At 67.6% G+C, this 17407-nt stretch carries 25 protein-coding genes; 9 read left to right on the top strand and 16 right to left on the bottom strand.

What is annotated here, in order from left to right; all coding sequences use genetic code 11:
- The 3 genes from AC07U0_RS07380 to AC07U0_RS07370 all read right to left on the bottom strand — a co-directional run bounded on the left by AC07U0_RS07380 (nucleotide 1) and on the right by AC07U0_RS07370 (nucleotide 1068).
- Nucleotides 1-198, bottom strand: coding sequence for a helix-turn-helix transcriptional regulator (locus tag AC07U0_RS07380; RefSeq protein ID WP_494719381.1), 198 nt, complete (start codon nucleotides 196-198; stop codon nucleotides 1-3).
- Nucleotides 195-599, bottom strand: coding sequence for a hypothetical protein (locus AC07U0_RS07375; protein ID WP_494719380.1), 405 nt, complete (start codon nucleotides 597-599; stop codon nucleotides 195-197). The genes AC07U0_RS07380 and AC07U0_RS07375 overlap by 4 nt, the downstream gene beginning before the upstream one ends.
- An 88-nt stretch (nucleotides 600-687) precedes the next feature.
- Nucleotides 688-1068, bottom strand: a complete 381-nt coding sequence (locus tag AC07U0_RS07370) for a lysozyme inhibitor LprI family protein (RefSeq protein ID WP_494719379.1) — start codon at nucleotides 1066-1068, stop codon at nucleotides 688-690.
- Between the two features lie 77 nt (nucleotides 1069-1145).
- On the opposite strand from AC07U0_RS07370, the gene AC07U0_RS07365 reads away from it, so the two are divergent.
- Both AC07U0_RS07365 and AC07U0_RS07360 read left to right on the top strand, forming a co-directional pair.
- Nucleotides 1146-2099 carry a fatty acid desaturase family protein gene (locus AC07U0_RS07365; RefSeq protein ID WP_494719378.1) on the top strand — a complete coding sequence of 318 codons (954 nt, stop codon included), beginning with the start codon at nucleotides 1146-1148 and terminating at the stop codon, nucleotides 2097-2099.
- On the top strand, nucleotides 2096-3079 hold the full coding sequence (locus AC07U0_RS07360) for a polysaccharide deacetylase family protein (protein WP_494719377.1): 984 nt from the start codon (nucleotides 2096-2098) through the stop codon (nucleotides 3077-3079). Before AC07U0_RS07365 ends, AC07U0_RS07360 begins: the two co-directional genes overlap by 4 nt.
- Before the next feature lie 22 nt (nucleotides 3080-3101).
- Here AC07U0_RS07360 and AC07U0_RS07355 read toward each other — a convergent pair whose 3' ends face one another.
- The 3 genes from AC07U0_RS07355 to AC07U0_RS07345 all read right to left on the bottom strand — a co-directional run bounded on the left by AC07U0_RS07355 (nucleotide 3102) and on the right by AC07U0_RS07345 (nucleotide 4538).
- Nucleotides 3102-3449, bottom strand: a complete 348-nt coding sequence (locus AC07U0_RS07355; RefSeq protein WP_494719376.1) for a hypothetical protein — start codon at nucleotides 3447-3449, stop codon at nucleotides 3102-3104.
- Nucleotides 3450-3555: 106 nt separating this feature from the next.
- Nucleotides 3556-4323 carry a type I methionyl aminopeptidase gene (map, locus tag AC07U0_RS07350; protein ID WP_494719375.1) on the bottom strand — a complete coding sequence of 256 codons (768 nt, stop codon included), beginning with the start codon at nucleotides 4321-4323 and terminating at the stop codon, nucleotides 3556-3558.
- The gene (locus tag AC07U0_RS07345) at nucleotides 4320-4538 is read right to left on the bottom strand and encodes a ParD-like family protein (RefSeq protein ID WP_492033836.1); all 219 of its coding nucleotides are present in this window, start codon (nucleotides 4536-4538) and stop codon (nucleotides 4320-4322) included. The genes map and AC07U0_RS07345 overlap by 4 nt, the downstream gene beginning before the upstream one ends.
- Before the next feature lie 26 nt (nucleotides 4539-4564).
- On the opposite strand from AC07U0_RS07345, the gene AC07U0_RS07340 reads away from it, so the two are divergent.
- A complete protein-coding gene (locus AC07U0_RS07340; protein ID WP_494719374.1) occupies nucleotides 4565-5323 on the top strand; it encodes a class I SAM-dependent methyltransferase in 759 nt (252 codons plus the stop codon).
- Nucleotides 5324-5367: 44 nt separating this feature from the next.
- Here the strand turns inward: AC07U0_RS07340 and AC07U0_RS07335 are convergent, their stop codons facing one another.
- A complete protein-coding gene (locus AC07U0_RS07335; RefSeq protein WP_494719780.1) occupies nucleotides 5368-5967 on the bottom strand; it encodes an EF-hand domain-containing protein in 600 nt (199 codons plus the stop codon).
- 136 nt (nucleotides 5968-6103) lie between these two features.
- Here AC07U0_RS07335 and AC07U0_RS07330 point away from each other — a divergent pair, with 136 nt between their 5' ends.
- Entirely contained in the window at nucleotides 6104-6274 is a 171-nt protein-coding gene (locus tag AC07U0_RS07330; RefSeq protein WP_494719788.1) for a hypothetical protein, read from the top strand.
- A 58-nt stretch (nucleotides 6275-6332) separates the two neighbouring features.
- On the opposite strand, the gene AC07U0_RS07325 is transcribed toward AC07U0_RS07330, so the two are convergent.
- Nucleotides 6333-6521 carry a hypothetical protein gene (locus AC07U0_RS07325; RefSeq protein WP_494719373.1) on the bottom strand — a complete coding sequence of 63 codons (189 nt, stop codon included), beginning with the start codon at nucleotides 6519-6521 and terminating at the stop codon, nucleotides 6333-6335.
- Between the two features lie 97 nt (nucleotides 6522-6618).
- Here AC07U0_RS07325 and AC07U0_RS07320 point away from each other — a divergent pair, with 97 nt between their 5' ends.
- Nucleotides 6619-7017, top strand: coding sequence for a hypothetical protein (locus tag AC07U0_RS07320; protein ID WP_494719372.1), 399 nt, complete (start codon nucleotides 6619-6621; stop codon nucleotides 7015-7017).
- A 75-nt stretch (nucleotides 7018-7092) separates the two neighbouring features.
- On the top strand, nucleotides 7093-7956 hold the full coding sequence (gene ypfJ, locus AC07U0_RS07315) for a KPN_02809 family neutral zinc metallopeptidase (RefSeq protein WP_494719371.1): 864 nt from the start codon (nucleotides 7093-7095) through the stop codon (nucleotides 7954-7956).
- Between the two features lie 16 nt (nucleotides 7957-7972).
- Here the strand turns inward: ypfJ and AC07U0_RS07310 are convergent, their stop codons facing one another.
- Nucleotides 7973-8602, bottom strand: a complete 630-nt coding sequence (locus AC07U0_RS07310; protein WP_494719370.1) for a Crp/Fnr family transcriptional regulator — start codon at nucleotides 8600-8602, stop codon at nucleotides 7973-7975.
- A 197-nt stretch (nucleotides 8603-8799) separates the two neighbouring features.
- Nucleotides 8800-9546: a polyphosphate kinase 2 gene (ppk2, locus tag AC07U0_RS07305; protein ID WP_494719369.1), complete on the bottom strand. Its 747-nt coding sequence runs from the start codon at nucleotides 9544-9546 to the stop codon at nucleotides 8800-8802.
- 111 nt (nucleotides 9547-9657) lie between these two features.
- On the opposite strand from ppk2, the gene AC07U0_RS07300 reads away from it, so the two are divergent.
- The 3 genes from AC07U0_RS07300 to AC07U0_RS07290 all read left to right on the top strand — a co-directional run bounded on the left by AC07U0_RS07300 (nucleotide 9658) and on the right by AC07U0_RS07290 (nucleotide 12081).
- Entirely contained in the window at nucleotides 9658-10782 is a 1125-nt protein-coding gene (locus tag AC07U0_RS07300) for a serine hydrolase domain-containing protein (protein WP_494719368.1), read from the top strand.
- Between the two features lie 79 nt (nucleotides 10783-10861).
- Entirely contained in the window at nucleotides 10862-11671 is an 810-nt protein-coding gene (locus AC07U0_RS07295; protein ID WP_494719367.1) for an extensin-like domain-containing protein, read from the top strand.
- Nucleotides 11672-11877: 206 nt separating this feature from the next.
- Nucleotides 11878-12081 (top strand): cold-shock protein, encoded by a 204-nt coding sequence (locus AC07U0_RS07290; RefSeq protein ID WP_492948891.1) that lies wholly within the window; start codon nucleotides 11878-11880, stop codon nucleotides 12079-12081.
- Nucleotides 12082-12111: 30 nt separating this feature from the next.
- Here AC07U0_RS07290 and AC07U0_RS07285 read toward each other — a convergent pair whose 3' ends face one another.
- The 6 genes from AC07U0_RS07285 to AC07U0_RS07260 all read right to left on the bottom strand — a co-directional run bounded on the left by AC07U0_RS07285 (nucleotide 12112) and on the right by AC07U0_RS07260 (nucleotide 17404).
- Nucleotides 12112-13065, bottom strand: a complete 954-nt coding sequence (locus AC07U0_RS07285; RefSeq protein WP_494719366.1) for a DMT family transporter — start codon at nucleotides 13063-13065, stop codon at nucleotides 12112-12114.
- A gap of 51 nt (nucleotides 13066-13116) precedes the next feature.
- Nucleotides 13117-14406, bottom strand: a complete 1290-nt coding sequence (locus AC07U0_RS07280) for a glutamate-5-semialdehyde dehydrogenase (RefSeq protein ID WP_494719365.1) — start codon at nucleotides 14404-14406, stop codon at nucleotides 13117-13119.
- Complete coding sequence (gene proB / locus AC07U0_RS07275) at nucleotides 14403-15536, bottom strand: glutamate 5-kinase (protein WP_494719364.1); 1134 nt, start codon at nucleotides 15534-15536, stop codon at nucleotides 14403-14405. Before proB ends, AC07U0_RS07280 begins: the two co-directional genes overlap by 4 nt.
- Nucleotides 15537-15603: 67 nt before the next feature.
- Nucleotides 15604-16029 carry an acyl-CoA thioesterase gene (locus tag AC07U0_RS07270; protein WP_494719363.1) on the bottom strand — a complete coding sequence of 142 codons (426 nt, stop codon included), beginning with the start codon at nucleotides 16027-16029 and terminating at the stop codon, nucleotides 15604-15606.
- Between the two features lie 6 nt (nucleotides 16030-16035).
- The gene (grxD, locus tag AC07U0_RS07265; protein WP_492948896.1) at nucleotides 16036-16395 is read right to left on the bottom strand and encodes a Grx4 family monothiol glutaredoxin; all 360 of its coding nucleotides are present in this window, start codon (nucleotides 16393-16395) and stop codon (nucleotides 16036-16038) included.
- Between the two features lie 79 nt (nucleotides 16396-16474).
- Nucleotides 16475-17404, bottom strand: a complete 930-nt coding sequence (locus AC07U0_RS07260) for an aldo/keto reductase (protein ID WP_494719362.1) — start codon at nucleotides 17402-17404, stop codon at nucleotides 16475-16477.
- Nucleotides 17405-17407: the final 3 nt, after the last annotated feature.

The following is a 17407-nucleotide window of genomic DNA, read 5'->3' as shown; positions in this document are numbered from 1 at the left end:
TCAGCCGTGCGGGTTTTCGAAGATGTCCTCGACCGGTCGGGCGAACAGCACGGCCACGCGATAGGCGAGGTCAAGCGAAGGGTCGTGTTTCTCGGTCTCGATGGCGTTGACGGCCTGACGCGAGACGCCCAGCGCCTGACCGAGCTGTTCCTGGGTCCAGCCGCGCTCGACCCGCAGCAATTTCAGTCGGTTCTTCATTTCGAGGTCTTTATGAAGGGGGCGACGAAACCATAGACACCCCAGAACAGGGGGTAGATCAGCCAGCCCGGCGCGTGCGGAGCATCGGCATAGCTTTCGGCGAAGCCCCAGGTGCTGAACAGGGCCATGGCGATCCCGGCGGCGATGATGAACTGTTTGGCCGTCAGGCTGCGCACGAACTCGTCGGATTCATTCATCAGCGAGAGCGTGGCCCACATCTGACCGGCAACGGGTGCGGAAACGACCAGCGCCAGCACCCATGCGGCAGGCTTGCCGTGGATCTCGTCGAAGGCGCCGAAGATGGCGGCGACATTCACCGCCACATAGCCGGCCATGAAACTGAGGGTCCGGATGACGTATTTCCGGTGCGCCGGAGTCGTGGATTTTCCCATTGCGAGCATGACGCATTCTCCTGACTTGATGTCAGGTGAACATGACACACCAAAAATGTAAGGTCAACGCGACATTTCGTCAGGCTGGCCTGACTTCTCAGAACGGGCCGTTCGAGACCACCCGTTCGTCGATGGTGGCGCGCAGTGCGGCGATGCGGCGGTCATAGGCGCGGCGCAGGCAGGGGACGTCGCCGGCGCAGCGGCCGCGCCCGGCCAGCCACTGGGCCTGTTCGCGACGAATGGCGTCGCGCGAACCCATCGGCACCAGCTTCAGGATCAGGCCGTAAAGGACCGACAGTTCGACGTCGCGGTCTTCCAATACCCGATTGCCGCAGATGGCGCGCTCATCGGGCGCTCTGGCGCGGGCGCAGTCGAAGCTGGCGGCCCGGGCGGTCGAGGCGAGGGGCGTCACGCCCTGCCCAACGACCAGAGCGCCGGCGAGGGCGAGGGTGGAAACGATCAGGCGAAGCGGGCGCATATCCGGTCTCCGATGACGGACTGAACTGACGGATCGGGACGCTAGTCCCGTCGGAAGCACGGCGCTATCCTGATCCCATGTCAGCCGCGCCGAGGATTTCCCCCTCCGACCTGTTTACGCCCGAGCAGTGGGCGCCGTTCCAGTCGCGCTCGGCGTGGAAGGGGCCGCTTCTGGTCGCCCACGCCTGGGGTGTCATCGCCCTGGCCGTCGTGGCCGGGGTGCTGTGGCCCGTGCTGATCCCGGTCTGTGTCATGATCATCGGCACGCGCCAGCTGGGTCTGGCCATCCTGATGCACGAGGCCGCGCACGGAGCCTTGGCGAAAAACCTCAAGCTCAACGACTGGCTCGGCCACTGGCTGTGCGCCGTGCCGATCGGGGCGTCGCTGACCGCCTACAGGCCCTATCATCTGTCGCACCACCGCTTCGCCCAGCAGCCGGAGGATCCGGATCTGATGCTGTCGGCGCCGTTTCCGGTGACGCCTGCCTCCCTGCGGCGGAAGATTTTCAGGGATTTGACCGGCCAGACCTTCTTCAAGCAGCGCGTCCTGCTGCCCATCGCCATGGCGCGCAAGGCGAAGTCGGAGGCGGGAACTCATGACTATGATTCCATCGTCACGGGCCGGTCCGTGCTGCCCTTCCTGTTGTTCAATATGGCGATGCTGGCCGGCTTCATCGCCGCCGGGGTCTGGTGGGCGTGGTTCGCCTTGTGGCTGCTGCCGATGGCGACCTGGTTCCCGCTGGTGACGCGACTTCGCAACATCGCCGAACACGCCTGCGTCGAGGGCTCGGCGACCGACCCTTACCGCGCCGCCCGGACGACACGCGCGAGCTGGTGGGAGCGCGCCCTCATCGCCCCCTACTGGGTCAATTTCCACGCCGAGCATCACCTGTTCATGCACGTCCCCTGCTGGAGCCTGCCACGCCTGCACCGCGAGATCGGCCAGCGTCCGCAGGCGAAGGGAATGGAGGTGGCGTCCGGCTATCTGGCGGTGCTGAAACAGGCGGCGTCGCGCCAGGCGGCTGTTCGTTGAGGGCCGCCGGTGTTCTCAGCGCGCTGTGGCTGCTGTTCTCGGCCGCGCCGGTCGCCGCCCAGTCGGATCGAACGGTCGCCCTGACCTTCGATGACCTGCCCTATGCCGGAGAGCTGGTGAGCGGCCCCGGCTCCGGCATGAGGTCGGCCGAGGTCGCGGCCCTGAATGCGAAACTGCTCGACGGCCTGCGCGTGCATCGGGCGCCGGCGATGGGCTTCGTCGTGGAGAAGACGCTGCAAGCGCTCGACGCCGGGGATCGAGACGCTGTGCTCGACGGCTGGACCCGGGACGGGTTCGACCTGGGCAACCACACCTGGAGCCACGCCGATTCCAACGGGCTTTCTCTCGACGAGGTTGAGACGGAGATCGTGCAGGGGGAGGCCTCGATCCGGCCGGCGATGGCGCGCGCCGGAAAGACTCTGCGCTATCTGCGAATGCCCATGAACCACACCGGCGACACGGCCGAAAAGCGCGCGGGCATCGAAGCCGTGGCGGTCCGCCATGGCTATGCGCTCGCGGCCTCGACCATCGACACGTCCGACTATGTGTTCGAAGCGGCCTATCAGCGCGCCCTAGGGCAGGCGGATACGGCCTGCGTCGCCCGCATCGCCGACGCCTATGTCGCGTTCAGCGCCGTGGAGATCGACTACTACGCCGGTCTGAACACCCGGGTTCTGGGGCGGGCGCCGGCCGAGGTCGCTCTGCTGCACGTCAACCGGATCAATGTCGACACGCTCGAGCGGCTGCTGGATCTTTATGCGGCGCGTGGCTACCGGTTCATCTCTCTGAGCGAGGCGCAGAGCGATCCCGCCTATGGCCGTCCGGCGACCTATGCCACCCGGTTCGGACCGATGTGGGGGTATCGCTGGGCGCGGGAGCTGGGCATCCGCGTCAATGGCGCGGAGGAGGCGGAGCCCCCGGCCTGGGTTGTAACCTATGGCGAGGCGGCGGGCGCGCCGTGCGTCGCTCCGGCCGCCTGACCGGCGGGGCGCAGGTCGTCGCCTACTCGGGTTCGCACCAGTACTTGAAGCCGGCGCCCTGGCCGTCGACGGGCGAACGCCAGAGCGTCTCTGTTACCTCACCCGGGTCGGCCGAAAACTGGTTGCCACCGCCGAAGCGCGACTGGAAATTCACCTCGATGCGGCGACGGGTGTGGTTGATCGCCCGGTCATAGGCCTGACCCCCGCTGATGCCGCGCTGGAACTCGATCTGGCCGGTCGGGCAATCGACATACTCGGTCGGCATGGTCTGGTCGGGATAGGTGTCCATCTCGGTCAGATAGGCCCAGTCAGAGGCCGAGCATCCAGCCAACAGCAACCCCGCCGCGGCGGCGAAAACTCCGATCTTCATATGTCCCCTCCCGAATGTGCGGGCGAGGCGCCAGGCTCAACCGCATCAGTGTTCTGCGATCAACGTTCCCTGATTATTTTATGTCGTCAATAGCTTGGCCTTTAGGTCAGGCCGCCGCCCGTTCCTCGGCGCGCAACGTCAGGACCCGCACCCCGTCCTTTGTCACCGCGACCGTGTGCTCGAACTGGGCGGAGAGCTTGCCGTCGGTGGTGACCACGGTCCAGCCGTCGTCCTCGGTGCGGACCGTGCGGCGGCCCTGGTTGAGCATGGGCTCGATGGTGAAGACCATGCCTTCGCGCAGGGTCATGCCATGGCCCGGCCGGCCGAAATGCAGCACTTGCGGCGCCTCATGCATCTCGCGCCCGATGCCGTGCCCGCAGAAGTCGCGGACCACCGAATAGCCGTGGCGTTTGGCGTGCTGTTCGATGGCGAAGCCGATGTCACCGAGCGTGGCGCCCGGCTTCACCGCCCGGATGCCCTTCCACATGGCGTCATAGGTCGCCTTGACCAGCTTGCGCGCCGGGCCCGCGACATTCCCGATCAGATAGGTCTTGGAGGAATCGGCGATGAAGCCGTGCTTCTCCAGCGTGATGTCGAAATTGACGATGTCGCCGTCCTTCAGGATCTCGTCGGGCGAGGGCACGCCGTGGCAGACGACGTCGTTGCGTGAGCTGTTCAGGGCGAAGGCGAAACCGTACTGGCCCTTGGACGCGGGGCGGGCGCGCAGCTTGTCGACGATGAAGGCCTCGACGAGGTCGTTGACCGCAAGCGTGCTCGTTCCCGCCAGCGGCTGCTCATCCAGATACGCGAAGACGGAGGCCAGCAGGGCGCCCGCCTCAGCCATCAGTTCGACCTCGGCCGGGGTCTTGGTCATGCCGCCAAGGTCCGGGCCGCCTGATCCACGGACTCAACGCCCGCCGCTTTCAGCTCGCGCGCGACAAGCTCCTGGAAGGTCAGACCAGGATTGAGCTCGCACAGCATGCCGATCTTGATCCAGAAGGCGGCTTGGCCATTGGTCGAGCGGCAGGCGGCTTTGGCGGCGCGGCGCAGCTGCTCGTGCAGCTCGTCTTCGATATTGACGATGCCCATGGGGTGTCTCTGACTATACGATACGTATGTGTTTCATATATCTCGATGGCTTTGGCTGCAATACGCTTCCGTTTCGGGAGGGAAAGCCGCAACAGGGAGGGGCCCTCAACCGTCTTCAGCCGGACCGCACCCTGACCCGCATCACCGATCCCGAGGCCTTCATACTGGCCAATACCCGGCTGCAGGTCGTGCCGCATACGCCGGAGATTTCGCTGTGGCTGGCCGACGAGATCACCCCGATCTGGCGCATGACCGAGGAGGAGCTGGGCGAGATCGGCCTGCCGCCCCCGTTCTGGGCCTTCGCCTGGTCGGGCGGGCAGGGGCTGGCGCGCTGGATCCTGGACAACCCGGCCGAAGTGGCGGGCAAGCGGGTGGTGGATTTCGCGACCGGGTCCGGGCTGGTGGGCGTGGCGGCGATGCAGGCGGGGGCGGCGGAGGTCCTGTGCGCCGACATCGACCCCTTCTGCGGCGCGGCGGTGAAGCTGAATGCGCAGGCGAACGGGGTGGTCCTGAACTTCACCGATGTCGATCTTCTGGACGGGTCGCCGCCTGAGGTCGACGTCATCTGCGCCGGCGACGTCTGCTACGAAAAGCCGATGACCGAGCGGGTTCTGGCCTGGCTGGCGAAGGCGCGGGCGAACGGGACGCGCGTCCTGATCGGTGACCCGCATCGGACCTATTTCCCGAAGGAGGGGCTGGAGTTTCTGGCTGAATATCGGGTGCCGACGACGCGCGAGCTCGAGGATTTCGAGATCAAGCGTTCGAGCGTCTGGGCCATGCCCTGAAAGCGATGAACGGCCGCGCCCGTTCGAGGCGCGGCCGAAACTCATCAGGCGGCGAGCGAGACCGAGGTCGTGCTGGTCGCGCTGTCGGTCGCCGAATTGGCGTTGGCCGCATAGGCGGCCAGTTGCTTCTCGAACAGGGCCTTGATCCCTGCCGTCAGTTCGTCCGACGCCAGTGAGCCGTCGCCGTTCGTGTCCAGTGACGAGAAGGCGCTGGTCAGGCTGGTGTCGTCGCTGTCCTTGCCGAGGATCGTATTGATCTCGCTCAGGCTCAGCGATCCGGTGTCGTCCGTATCGGCGGCGGACAGCAGGCTGGAAGCCGTGTCCGAAGCCGAGGCGGATTGTCCGGGAGGCGGTCCGTGCGGAGGCCCGCCCGGAGGCGGACCCTTGGCCTTGAAGCCCGCGTCCAGCTCCGTCGAGGTGATCTGGCCGTCGCCGTCCGTATCCACCGCGTTGAAGGCCTCCGTCAGGGTGGAGGAATCGGCGCTGAGCGAGGCCGCCAGCTCTTCCAGGCTCACCGTGCCGTCGCCGTTGGTGTCGGCGGCGTCGATGACCTCGGAGGAGAAGCTGGAGCTGGAAGAGCCAGAGCTCTCTTGGGCGCCCAGCAGGGACGACATTGTGTCAGCGCTGAAACCTCCGCCGTTCATCGAGGCGGGGGGAGGGCCCGGAGGCGGGCCCGACGGCGGGGCACTTCCGCCGCTTTCCGAGGCGAAGCCGGGCAAGGATTGCCCGGTCGACCCGGTGGAACTCGTCTGGAACAGGTCACGCAGGGCCTGGAGGGCCATGCTCGAACTCGCCGCAGACGATGAGGAGATCTGCATCTTCGGCTCCTTGAGAGGAAACGCCGGTGTCCCGAGGTCCTTTCAGGCCCCGTCCCGGCAGCCGGGAGGCATGCAAAAAACTCTCCGCGAATGGGGTGAAAACATTGAAAAGATTGAGATGTTTCAGTTCTGAAACATCGAGCGCCCGTCTCGGCCCGAAACCGGCCCCAGGTCTTGCCGAAAGATGAAGATCAGGCCGCGGTCGAGGCGTCGTCTTCGTCGGTCAGATCCGGCGAGAAGTGGATGTGGCGGTCCGGATTGGGATCCACGTCCAGGGTATGCGGATCCAGATCGGCGTCAGCGGGACGGCCGGTGCCACGCGTCTTCTCCAGCGCCTGATCGCGGCCGTAGCCGGGGTCGGAAGGGGTCATGGCGGTCATGAGCGTTCTCGCAAAGGCGTGGTCGTTTGTCGCTGACGGTAACCCTCTTGCGGCCCGGGCGTTCCGGTCACGCTTGGTGACGAATGGAAACGCGCCCATGTTCGAGGCCATGAAGACCCCTGTTCTGATGACCGTCCTCGCCTCTGCGGTTCTGGCTCTGTCGGTCTCGTCCGCCGGGGCGCAGGTGCGGCCCTGGACGCCCTTGGGGTCTGCCGGCGCCAGCGGTCTGGAGACCCAGCGCTACGCCATCGAACGTCAGCGTCAGCAGGCCGAGGCCGCCGAGGCTCTGGCCCGCCAGCAGCAACTGCAGACCCGGCTGACCCTGATGGAGCTGCAGGCGCGCCGGACCCCGTCGCCGACGCCGGACAATCCTGCGCCGGCCCTCAGGACCCCCGAACAGGAGCGCGCCGCGCGCGAGGCGGCGACGGCCCGGCGTCAGGCCACGGCGCAGGGCGTTGGACAGATCGACAGCTGGCTGGATCGCCAACCGCATTAGGGCGTTCGATCCCGGCGCTTTCCTCGCACGAGGCTCGGCGCTAGCGTGAACGAAGCTCCGGGAGGGATCGGCGATATGCGGTGGCAAGGCGGACGTGAAGGCGGCAACGTCGAGGATCGGCGCGGCATGGGCGGCGGCGCCCTCACCGGCGGCGGCATCGGTGTCGCGGTCCTGGGCCTGATCGGCTATCTGGTGTTCGGTATCGACCCCTCCACGACCCAGCAGGTCGCGGGCGCGCTCGGCGCGGGCGGCCAGGCCGAGCAACAGGGGCAGGTCGGTACGCCCAGCGATCAGGCGGGCCGCTTCGTCGATGTGATCGGCACTAATATCGACGACGTCTGGAAGTCGCGCATCCGCGGCTACGATTCCCCGACGGTGGTCATCTATGAACAAGGCACCCCGACCGGCTGCGGCTTCGGCCAGTCGGCGATGGGGCCGTTCTACTGTCCGTCGGACAACAAGGTCTATCTGGACCTCGGCTTCTGGCAGGAGATGGAGACCCAGCTGGGGGCCTCGGGCGCCGAGTTCGCGCGCGCCTATGTCCTGGCCCACGAATACGGCCACCACGTCCAGAACCTGGTCGGGACCTCCGACAAGGTTCAGGCCCAGGAGCAGCGCGCAGGGGGCGGGGCCGCGGCCAACCGCTATTCGGTGGCGCTGGAGCTTCAGGCCGACTGTTACGCCGGGGTCTGGGCGAAGAACGCCGCCGGCGCCTCCAACGGTCAGGTCGCCGTCGACGGCGCCGATCTGGAAGAAGGACTGAAGACCGCCAGCGCCATCGGCGACGACACCCTGCAACGCCGCGCGGGCCGCGAGGTCGCGCCCGACAGCTTCACCCACGGCTCCTCGGCCCAGCGGGTCCAGTGGCTGCGGCGCGGCTACGAGAGCGGCGATCCGTCGTCCTGCGACACCTTCGCCAGCCTGCCCGGAATGAGCTGAGGCTCAGGTTCGGGCTTCAGAGACCCGCCAGTTCCCCGGTGCGGGCGTTGTAGCATTCGCAGGCCAGTCGCTCGAGCGCGGCCCGATCGACGATGGTGATCCTGCCGCGTGAATAGGTGATAGCCCCGGCCTTCTGCAGGGTCTGGGCCGCTTCGTTCACGGTGGTACGCTGGGCTCCGAGCATACTGCCCAGATATTCCTGCGTCAGATGCAGTGTGTTGCCGTCGATCCGGTCATGGCAGCGCAACAACCATTTGGCGAAACGTTGATCTGCGCGGTGCAGGGCGTTGCAGGCGCCGGACTGTTCCAGCTCCGCCTGCAGACCCGAGGCATAGCCGGCGATCACCGCGCGCAGTCCATGGCGCTCGTTCATCAGTTCGCGGAGCTTCGACACCTCGATCCGACGAGACTGGCCGTCGGCCTGGGCGACGTGACGGGAATAGCTGCGGACCGGCCCGGGGCCCGTCGCCGACGGGTGGGTGACACCTTCCCGACCCACCATGAACACCTCGACCGTCCGGCCGTCCTCCATCGCCGCGACCGCGGAAATGATCCCGCTATCCAGGAAATAGACGTGTTCGATCTGGTCGCCGGCTTCGAGGAAGACATGGCCCACCTTGAAGTCGAACGGAACGGAAGCGGCCATCAAGGCCGCCCGATCCTCCGGTTGCAGGCTCTGAATGAGTGAATTGCGCAGCGTTGCGATAAGCATTGTCGCCGGATAGGGGAAAGCGGCGCGCGCCGTCCGTCGGAAACCGACTTTCGGTCACACTCAATACGCTGGCCCTTACGCAGCAGAACGGCCAAGGTTCTGTGCGGTTCCGTACAAAATATCGCGGGCGTCTATTTTGCCAGACGGTCCTGGCACTTGTCGGCGGCGAAGACGACGTCGGGGTCGGGCTTGTGGACCTTCGAGCCGGGCCGGTCGATGGCGTGCAGGATGTGGCGCAGGATGTTGATCCGGGCCGTCTTCTTGTCGTCGGTGGCGATGACGGTCCAGGGCGCATGGCCGGAATGGGTTTCGTCCAGCATGCGGTCGCGGGCGGCGCTGTAGGCGTCCCAGCGGGCCTGGGCCTCGCCGTCCAGCGAAGAGACCTTGAACTTCTTCAGCGGGTCCTCGATCCGCTCCTCCAGCCGCTTGGCCTGCTCCTCTTTCGAGATGTCGAGCCACAGCTTGATGATCAGGGTCCCGGCGTCAGCCAGCAGCCGTTCGAAACGCGGCGCATCCTTCAGGAACTGCTCGTGCTGCCGGGGCGTGCAGAAGCCCATCACCGGCTCGACGCCGCCGCGATTGTACCAGGAACGGTTGAGGATCACGATCTCGCCCGCGGCCGGCAGATGGCTGACATAGCGCTGGAAATACCACTGGCCGGTCTCGCGCTCGGTCGGCTTGGGCAGGGCGACGACCCGGGTCTGGCGCGGCGAGGCGAACTCGGTGATCCGCTTGATCGCCCCGTCCTTGCCAGCGCTGTCGCGGCCTTCGAAGACGATCAGGATCTTGAGCCCCTTTTCGATGGCCCAGGCCTGGGTGTCGACCAGTTCGATCTGCAGCTTTTCCAGATCGCGTTCGTAGTCGTTCTTCTTGCTCATGGTTCGAGAGTGGGCCCGGGCGCCCCAGACCGCAAGCATGTGACCGCAACGGGGGCGTGCTTCTGTTGCGGTTCTGGTCCAGTCTGCCGCGACGCCACTGGAGACCGCCGCATGACCCTGATCGACCGCCGCGCCCTGATGACCGGGGCGCTCGCCGTCTCCGGCCTGATCGTGAACCCGGCCTTCGCACAGTCAGCCGAGCCGGATGCGGCTCTGGATGCGGCCGTCGCCCTTGCCGGAGGACCGCCGGCCATCGCGGCCGGGATCGTCACGCGCGACGGGCTGGAGTGGTCGGGGGTGAGGGGCGTGCGTCAGGCGGGCGGGACCGACAAGGCGACCCTGGACGACCGCTGGCACCTGGGCTCGAACACCAAGGCCATGACCGCCGCCGTCTTCGCCCGGCTGGTCGATCAGGGGAGGGCGAAATGGGCCATGCCCCTGTCGGAGGCCTTCCCCGGCGCGACGCTCGACCCCGCCTTCGCCGACGTCACTCTCGACGATCTGATGCGGCACAAGGCCGGGCTGACCGATGCGGCCATGGCCTCGCCCAATGTCGCCCGCGCCGATCCCCGCCCCGTCATGGAACAGCGGGCCGCGGTGGTGGACAGCGCCCTGTCGCGTCCTCCAGCCGGGACAAAGGGCGCCTTCGCCTATGCCAACATCAACTATGTGCTGGTCGGCGCCGCCATCGAGCGGATCAGCGGCAAGCCCTGGGAAGAGGCGATGGGCTCGGAGATCTTCCAGCCGCTCGGCCTGACCACCGCCGGGTTCGGCGCCCCCGCGACCAATGCGAAAGGCGGCGCCAACGCCTGGGGTCACTACGTTGCGCCCGACGGCACGAAGACGCCGGTCGATCCCGCCGGGGTGTCGGACAATCCCCAGCTCTACGGCCCGGCCGCGACGGCCCATATGACGCTCGCCGACTATGCGACCTTTGTTCAGGCCATGATCGGCGGTGCGCCCGAGGGCTGGTTGCGGCCCGAGCGGATCGGCGTCCTCACCACGCCTCTGCCCGGCGACACCTATTCCCTGGGCTGGATCGCGCGGCCGGAGGCCTGGGCCGGGGACACGGTCACCATCGCCCATGAGGGCTCCAACACCCTGTGGCACGCCGTCACCGTGGCGTCTCCGGCAAAGGGGCTGGGCTTCATCGTCCTGTCCAACGGCGGGATTCAGGGCCGATCCGCCGCCGTGCCCCTCATCCAGAGGCTGATCCGGGAGCGGACGGCCGCCTGACAAACCTTAACAGTCTCGTGCGACCGGATGGCGTTCCGAGCGTTGCCGTAGGTCATCCGAGGGTCAAAGCTGAGGCGGCATGAAGCGCGACTTCGCCGATTTCTGGAATTTGTTGTGGGAGCTGGGGCTGGCCGCCTGCGCCGGCTTCGCCCTGATGAACGCCTTTGTCCCGCCCCAGGATCTGCCGTGGAAGCCGCTGGATCTGAACCATCCCGTCGGTCAGGCGACCAGCGCCAAGGTGGCGGATTTCGAACTGCCGTTCTCGGCCCCCGCCGAACAGGTCGAGGGGGCGACCGAGGCCTGTATCCAGACCCTGCGCGCAGCCGGGGTGGAGGTCGAACGCGTCCCGGACCGTAACGACGGCGGCTTCTGCAGGGTGCAGGGCGCGGTGCGGATCACGGGCGGGGCGGTTACGCCATTGGCCCCCAATGACGTGATCATGCAGTGCCCCCTGGCGGTCCGCTATGTCATCTGGGATCGCCAGATCCTGCAGCCGACGGCGCGAGAAGTCTTTGGTTCTTCAGTAAAATCCGTCAATGACTTCGGCACCTACTCCTGCCGTCGCATCTATGGCTCAACGGCGATCAGCGACCGGCCCAGCGAGCACGCGCGCGCCAATGCGCTCGACGTCGGCGGCGTGACCCTGACCGATGGGCGCAAGGTTTCGGTGCTGGACGACTGGAACGGGACGGGACCAACGGGACCCCAGGGCTCGGTCTTCCTCAAGCGGCTGAGAGACGGCGCCTGCCGCGTGTTTTCGACGGTTCTGACCCCCGATTACAACAAGGAGCACGCGAACCATTTGCATCTGGACGGCGCGCCCCGCAGCCTCTGCGCCATGGGGCCGTCACCGCAAACCCGGGCCGGGCAAGGGGCTCCGCCGCCCTGAGAGCGCGCAAACCTCCCTTCCAGCGCGAATCGGAATCCGGTTGACCGCTGTGGACAGACGCGAGAGAACGTCTGCGCAGTCCGGATTTTGTGCGTGGGGTCCAAACCCATGTCTCGCTCCTTCGCCTGAACGAGCCGTCCAGATGGACTGACGGGTACCTCTACGTGAGGGCCTGCCTGGAAAGCGCGTTTATGGAGAGCGCAGATATGGCGACCGGTACGGTCAAGTGGTTCAACCCCACGAAAGGCTTCGGCTTCATCCAGCCGGAAAGCGGCGGCGCCGATGTGTTCGTTCACATCACCGCCGTTCAGAAGGCTGGCCTGCAAGGCCTGGATGAAAACGCTAAGGTCGAATACGAGCTGGAATCCCAGCGCGGCAAGACCTCGGCGGTCAACCTGAAGCTGGTCTGATCCGGCTTCCTCTCCGAAAGGAGGGGGGACCTAAGGATTGACGGGCGCGGGATCTCCGGATCCCGCGCCCGTTTTCGTTTGGGCGTCTGTTTTGCGTGTGGACCACTGGGCCAGGATGATGGCGGCCAGCACCAGGGCCCCGCCGAGCGCCTGCACCGGCGTCAGGGTCTCGCCGAACACCCACCAGCTGACGAGGCCCGCGACCACCGGCTGGACCAGGATGGTGACGGCGGTGATCGTGGCGGGCAGCTTGCCCAGAGCCCAGGCCACGCCGCCCTGACCCGCCACATGCACGAGGCCCAGGCCGATACAGGCGGCCCAACCCCACGGACCGGTCGGGAGGATTTGCTCGCTCATGATCAGCGCCGCCAGCAGCATCAGGGGCGCGCCCACGGCGGTGGACCAAAGCATGACCTTCTGGGCCGAGGCGGTCTTGCGCGCCGCCTGGATGGTCAGGAAATAGGCCGCGTACCAGACGGTCACCGACAATGAGAGGGCGTCGCCCAGCAGGGACCGGTCGGCCCCGCCCGAGTGATCGGCCCCCAGCGCCATGGCCGCCGCCCCGACCATCGACAGGACAAGCGCCACGAGGAACAGGCTCCTGGGCCTCTGCCTCAGCACCACCCAGGCGAACAGGGTCACCACCACGGGCGTCAGGTTGCACAGCACCGTGGCGTTGGCGACCGAGGTCAGATGCAGGCCGTAGTGCCAGAAGCTCATGTCCAGGGCGAAGAACATCCCGGCCAGAGCCATCCATTTGCCGGGCCGGCCGATGCCGGTTCCGCCCAAGGACGCGGGCCGTCCGACGAAGGCCAGCAGCAGCGGCAGGGCGAACAGCAGCCGCCAGAAGCCCGCCGACGCCGGTCCTGTCTCGGTCAATCGCACCAGCACAGGCGCGAGACCCAGCACCGCCGCCGCCAGCATCAGGACGATCAGGGCGAAGGCGCGCGAGGTCGCGGGGGCAGACGTCGTGGGGGAGGACATGCGTCGGGATTAGACCCTCACGCAGCTCCGGTGAACCCTTTCAGGGCCGGATCACGGTCTGATCTGGCCGGTCCCGCGTACGACGTATTTGTAGCTGGTCAGCTGCTCCGCTCCGACCGGGCCGCGCGCGTGCAGGCGCGAGGTCGAGATGCCGATCTCGCCGCCGAAACCGAACTCCCCGCCGTCGGCGAACTGGGTCGAGGCGTTCCACAGCACGATGGCGCTGTCGACGGCGTTCAGGAAGGCGGCGGCGGCCCCCGCATCCTCGGTGATGATCGCCTCGGTGTGGCCCGAGCCGTGGGTGCGTATATGCTCCACGGCGGCGTCCAGCCCGTCGACGACGCGGACGGCCAGGATGGGCGCCAGATACTCGGTGGTCCAGTCGGCCTCGACGGCGGCGGTCATGGCCGGGACCAGCGCCTGGGCCCGGGCGTCGCCGCGCAGTTCACAGCCCGTGGCGATCAGGGCGTCGGCGATGGGCGGCAGCAGGCGGCCCGCGGCCTCGGCGTCGATCAGCAGGGTCTCGGTCGATCCGCACACTGAGACACGGCGCATCTTGGCGTTGACGACGATGTCGCGCGCCATGTCGAGATCGGCGGCGGCATGCAGATAGGTGTGGTTCAGCCCCTCCAGATGGCCGAGCACCGGCACGCGGGCTTCGGACTGGACCCGGGCGACGAGGCTCTTGCCGCCGCGCGGAATCAGCAAATCCACGTTTCCGTCCAGCCCGGTCAGCAGGGCGCCGACAGCGGCGCGGTCGGGCGTGGGGACCAACTGGACCGCATCGGCGGGCAGGCCGGCCGCGACCAGTCCCTCGACCACCGCCGCATGGATGGCCAGCGAACTGTCCAGACAGTCCGAGCCGCAGCGCAGGATGGCGACATTGCCCGAGCGGATGCACAGGGCGCCGGCGTCGGCGGTGACGTTGGGCCGGCTCTCATAGATGATGGCCAGCACGCCCAGCGGGGTGCGGACCCGAGCGATGTCGAGGCCGTTGGGCCGGGTCCAGCGCTCGGTCTCGACGCCCAGCGGATCGGGGAAGGCGGCGATCTCGTCCACGGCTCCGGCGATGGCCGCGACCCGGGCGGGCGTCAGGGCCAGCCGGTCGATCAGGGCCTCGGTCAGGCCATTTGTGCGGGCGCGGGCGATGTCGCGGGCGTTGGCGGAAAGGATGGCCTCGGCGCCGTCGCGGATGGCGGCGGCGATGGCGCTCAGGGCGGCGCTACGGGTCTCCGGCCCGGCCAGACGCACGGCGTCGGCGGCGGCGCGCGCGCGGCGGCCCATCCCGGCCATCAGGGCAGCGACGTCTTCCGTCTGCGTGGTCACGGCTTGAGCGGTCATACGGGATCCAGCACCAGATCGTCGCGGTGGATGGCGACGCCGGGACCCTTATAGCCCACCAGCCCCTCGATTTCGCCCGAGTGCCGGCCCCGGATCTTCTCCATCTCGTCTGCGGCGTAGGCGGCCAAGCCGACGCCCAGAGATCCGCCCTCCAGCCGCACGATGCGGACGCAGTCGCCCCGGTCGAACCGGCCCTCGACCCGTTTGACGCCCGAAGCCAGCAGGCTGCGCCCGCCCGCCAAAGCGGTCGCGGCGCCGTCGTCGACGACCAGCGATCCCGCCGGCTCCAGACTGCCCGCGATCCACGACTTGTAGGCGGCGATGGGCGTCGCCGGGGCGGTGATCATCGTATGGCGCGCGCCGTGGTCCAGCGCCTTCAGCGGGTGAGGCTCCAGCCCCGAGACGATCAGGGTGACGCAGCCGGCCGAGCGGGCGATGCGCGCCGCCTCCAGCTTGGTGGCCATCCCGCCCGTGCCGACGTCGGCCTCGGCGTTCGCGCCTCCGGCGGCGGCGAGGATCTCGGGCGTCAGGGCCTCGACGACGCCCAGATGTTCCGCACCCGGGTTCTTGCGCGGATCGGCGGTGTAGAGGCCGTCGACGTCGGACAGCAGGATCAGCAAATCCGCCCGCACCAGCTGGGCCGTCCGCGCCGCCAGCCGGTCGTTGTCGCCGTAGCGGATCTCTTCGGTGGCGACCGTGTCGTTCTCATTGACCACGGGCACGGCGCCCAGTTTGAGCAGGGCCTCCAGCGTCGCGCGGCCGTTCAGCCAGCGGCGGCGGCGCTCGGTATCCTCGCGGGTCAGCAGCACCTGGGCGGGGACCAGCGCCTGTTCGCTGAGCGCCTTCTCCCACGCCTGCATCAACAGAGGCTGGCCGACGGCGGCGGCGGCCTGTTTCTCGTCCAGCCGGGCGTTCTTCTCCAGACCGAAACGGCCACGCCCGAGGGCGACCGCGCCGGACGAGACCACGATCACCTCGCGCCCGTGCCGGCGCCAGTCGGCAATGTCCTCGGCCAGGGCTTTCAGCCAGGCGGCCGCCGGCGCGCGTGTCTTCGCATCCACGACCAGCGAGGAGCCGATCTTGATGACGACGCGGGTGATCGGGCGGGGAGAGGACGGGATCTGGAACACGGCGGGACCATTACGTCAGGATTTCGCGCGGACAAGCGCCAGCCCCGCCTTTTGCGACAAGTTTTGTCTAACGGGCCTCGAACGTGGGCAACATCGTTGCCGGAATGCGCTGGGGCCTCAGGGTCGCGGCCTCGACCAGGCACCATTCCGAGACGCCCTGGGCGCACAGCCGACCCTCGCCGTCCTCGATGCGAACATAGCGGTTGAAGCGCGGCCCCTGCGGATCGCCGACCCAGGTGCGGGCCACGACCGTCGCGTCGGGTTGCAGCGCGCGCAGATAGTCGATCTCGTGGCGCAGGGCGACCCACGACCATTTGGCGCGGTCCGCCTCGTCGAAGCGGGCGTTCCAGTGGGCCGTGCCGACTTCCTGCAGCCAGCCGACATAGACCACATTGTTCACATGGCCATTGGCGTCGATGTGCTCGGGCAGAATGGCCAAGGGCACGGTGAAGATCTCGCGATCCTCACGCGGCTGGAGCGTCGGCCGCGCCAAGCCGGATCAGTCCTGACCGAGGGCGACGCCCTTTTCCGCCAGCAGGGCCTGGAGCTCGCCGGACTGGAACATCTCGCGGATGATGTCCGAGCCGCCGATGAACTCGCCCTTCACATAGAGCTGGGGAATGGTCGGCCAGTCGGTGAAGACCTTGATGCCGTCGCGCAGGGCTTCGTCCTGAAGCACGTCGACACCGACGAAGGGCGCTTCGATCTGGTCGAGGATCTGGACCGACAGGGACGAGAAGCCACAGCGGGGCTGGTCCGGCGTGCCCTTCATGAACAGGACGACGGCATGGTCCGCGATCGTCTGGGCGATGAAGGCGTGAACGGGATCGGCGCTTTGCGCGACAGCCTGGTCGGTCATGGGAGTGGCCTCTGGTTGAGGCTCGTCAGCTAGGGACGAAGACCCCCTGGGTCAAGGCCGCCCGCGGTTTTGACGCGGCTCAGGCCACCTTGTTGGCCGCCCCGACCCGGGCCATTTCGATCTGGGCGGACAGGCCGGGCGGCATGTCGCGGTCAGGGATCTTCGACAGGGCTTCGAGCCGGGGAATGTCGCGCGCCTGGACCAGGACGGTGGCCACGGCGGGATCGTTCATGACGTGGGCCAGACAGATGGACTCGGCGTCCCAGTGCGGCGTCTCGTGCAGGAAGGCGAAAGTGCCGGCGCCCGCCAGCGGGTCGTCCTTGGCGCGCTTGGGACCGCCGCCGAAGCCGAACAGGCCCTTCTTGGGCTCGTGGAGAGTCGTGGCCTTCTTTTTCGAGCTCAGGGCCTCGGGGAAATAGTCATAGGCCATGACCGCCATGTCCTGTTCCTGGGCGGCGCGAATGCGGGCGCGCACCTTCCACGAGGAGTTGACGTTGGACGGGGTGGCGATGACGTCGAAGGCGCCGGTCGAGACATAGGCGTCCATAACCTCGTCGTCGCCGAAGACGCCGAGGAAGCGGACCCGCTGGGTCGCGCGCAGAGCCTTGAGGGCATTCAGGGAGGATTGGGGCAGTTCGTGCTCGCCCGGACGTTCCAGCAGGGCGACGTCGATCCAGCCCAGGCCGGAGACGTGCAGGGCCCGGTCGATGGCGTGGGTCATGCTCTCGGCCGAGAAGTCACGATCGAGGTCCTGACGGCGGCTGTCGCGACGGCCCAGCGTCAGGCTGACGATCAGCAGCTTGCGTTCGACCGAGGACAGGGCGTGGCCTACGACCTCGGCCAGCACCGGGTCGGCGCTTTCCAGACGGTAGCTGTTGATGCCGGCCTCGAGCGCCGCATAGATCAGCTCGGCGGCGGCCTCGGGCCCGCGCGAGACGGCGTCGATGCCCAGGCTCAGGGTGATGTTGGAAATGGCGGCGCCGGTGGAGCCGAAGGGGCGATAACGCATGGG

The organism is Brevundimonas sp. GW821-FHT02A10, assembly GCF_059422025.1.
The sequence above is the reverse complement of the archived record's forward strand: the minus strand, read 5'-3'. Positions and strand labels throughout refer to the sequence as shown.

Coding starts and splice junctions, on each gene's coding strand:
- AC07U0_RS07380 (WP_494719381.1), bottom strand. CDS start 198: ATGAAGAACCGACTGAAATTGCTGCGGGTCGAGCGCGGCTGGACCCAG.
- AC07U0_RS07375 (WP_494719380.1), bottom strand. CDS start 599: ATGCTCGCAATGGGAAAATCCACGACTCCGGCGCACCGGAAATACGTC.
- AC07U0_RS07370 (WP_494719379.1), bottom strand. CDS start 1,068: ATGCGCCCGCTTCGCCTGATCGTTTCCACCCTCGCCCTCGCCGGCGCT.
- AC07U0_RS07365 (WP_494719378.1), top strand. CDS start 1,146: ATGTCAGCCGCGCCGAGGATTTCCCCCTCCGACCTGTTTACGCCCGAG.
- AC07U0_RS07355 (WP_494719376.1), bottom strand. CDS start 3,449: ATGAAGATCGGAGTTTTCGCCGCCGCGGCGGGGTTGCTGTTGGCTGGA.
- map (WP_494719375.1), bottom strand. CDS start 4,323: ATGACCAAGACCCCGGCCGAGGTCGAACTGATGGCTGAGGCGGGCGCC.
- AC07U0_RS07345 (WP_492033836.1), bottom strand. CDS start 4,538: ATGGGCATCGTCAATATCGAAGACGAGCTGCACGAGCAGCTGCGCCGC.
- AC07U0_RS07340 (WP_494719374.1), top strand. CDS start 4,565: ATGTGTTTCATATATCTCGATGGCTTTGGCTGCAATACGCTTCCGTTT.
- AC07U0_RS07335 (WP_494719780.1), bottom strand. CDS start 5,967: ATGAACGGCGGAGGTTTCAGCGCTGACACAATGTCGTCCCTGCTGGGC.
- AC07U0_RS07330 (WP_494719788.1), top strand. CDS start 6,104: ATGCTCGAACTCGCCGCAGACGATGAGGAGATCTGCATCTTCGGCTCC.
- AC07U0_RS07325 (WP_494719373.1), bottom strand. CDS start 6,521: ATGACCGCCATGACCCCTTCCGACCCCGGCTACGGCCGCGATCAGGCG.
- AC07U0_RS07320 (WP_494719372.1), top strand. CDS start 6,619: ATGTTCGAGGCCATGAAGACCCCTGTTCTGATGACCGTCCTCGCCTCT.
- ypfJ (WP_494719371.1), top strand. CDS start 7,093: ATGCGGTGGCAAGGCGGACGTGAAGGCGGCAACGTCGAGGATCGGCGC.
- AC07U0_RS07310 (WP_494719370.1), bottom strand. CDS start 8,602: ATGGCCGCTTCCGTTCCGTTCGACTTCAAGGTGGGCCATGTCTTCCTC.
- ppk2 (WP_494719369.1), bottom strand. CDS start 9,546: ATGAGCAAGAAGAACGACTACGAACGCGATCTGGAAAAGCTGCAGATC.
- AC07U0_RS07300 (WP_494719368.1), top strand. CDS start 9,658: ATGACCCTGATCGACCGCCGCGCCCTGATGACCGGGGCGCTCGCCGTC.
- AC07U0_RS07295 (WP_494719367.1), top strand. CDS start 10,862: ATGAAGCGCGACTTCGCCGATTTCTGGAATTTGTTGTGGGAGCTGGGG.
- AC07U0_RS07290 (WP_492948891.1), top strand. CDS start 11,878: ATGGCGACCGGTACGGTCAAGTGGTTCAACCCCACGAAAGGCTTCGGC.
- AC07U0_RS07285 (WP_494719366.1), bottom strand. CDS start 13,065: ATGTCCTCCCCCACGACGTCTGCCCCCGCGACCTCGCGCGCCTTCGCC.
- AC07U0_RS07280 (WP_494719365.1), bottom strand. CDS start 14,406: ATGACCGCTCAAGCCGTGACCACGCAGACGGAAGACGTCGCTGCCCTG.
- grxD (WP_492948896.1), bottom strand. CDS start 16,395: ATGACCGACCAGGCTGTCGCGCAAAGCGCCGATCCCGTTCACGCCTTC.
- AC07U0_RS07260 (WP_494719362.1), bottom strand. CDS start 17,404: ATGCGTTATCGCCCCTTCGGCTCCACCGGCGCCGCCATTTCCAACATC.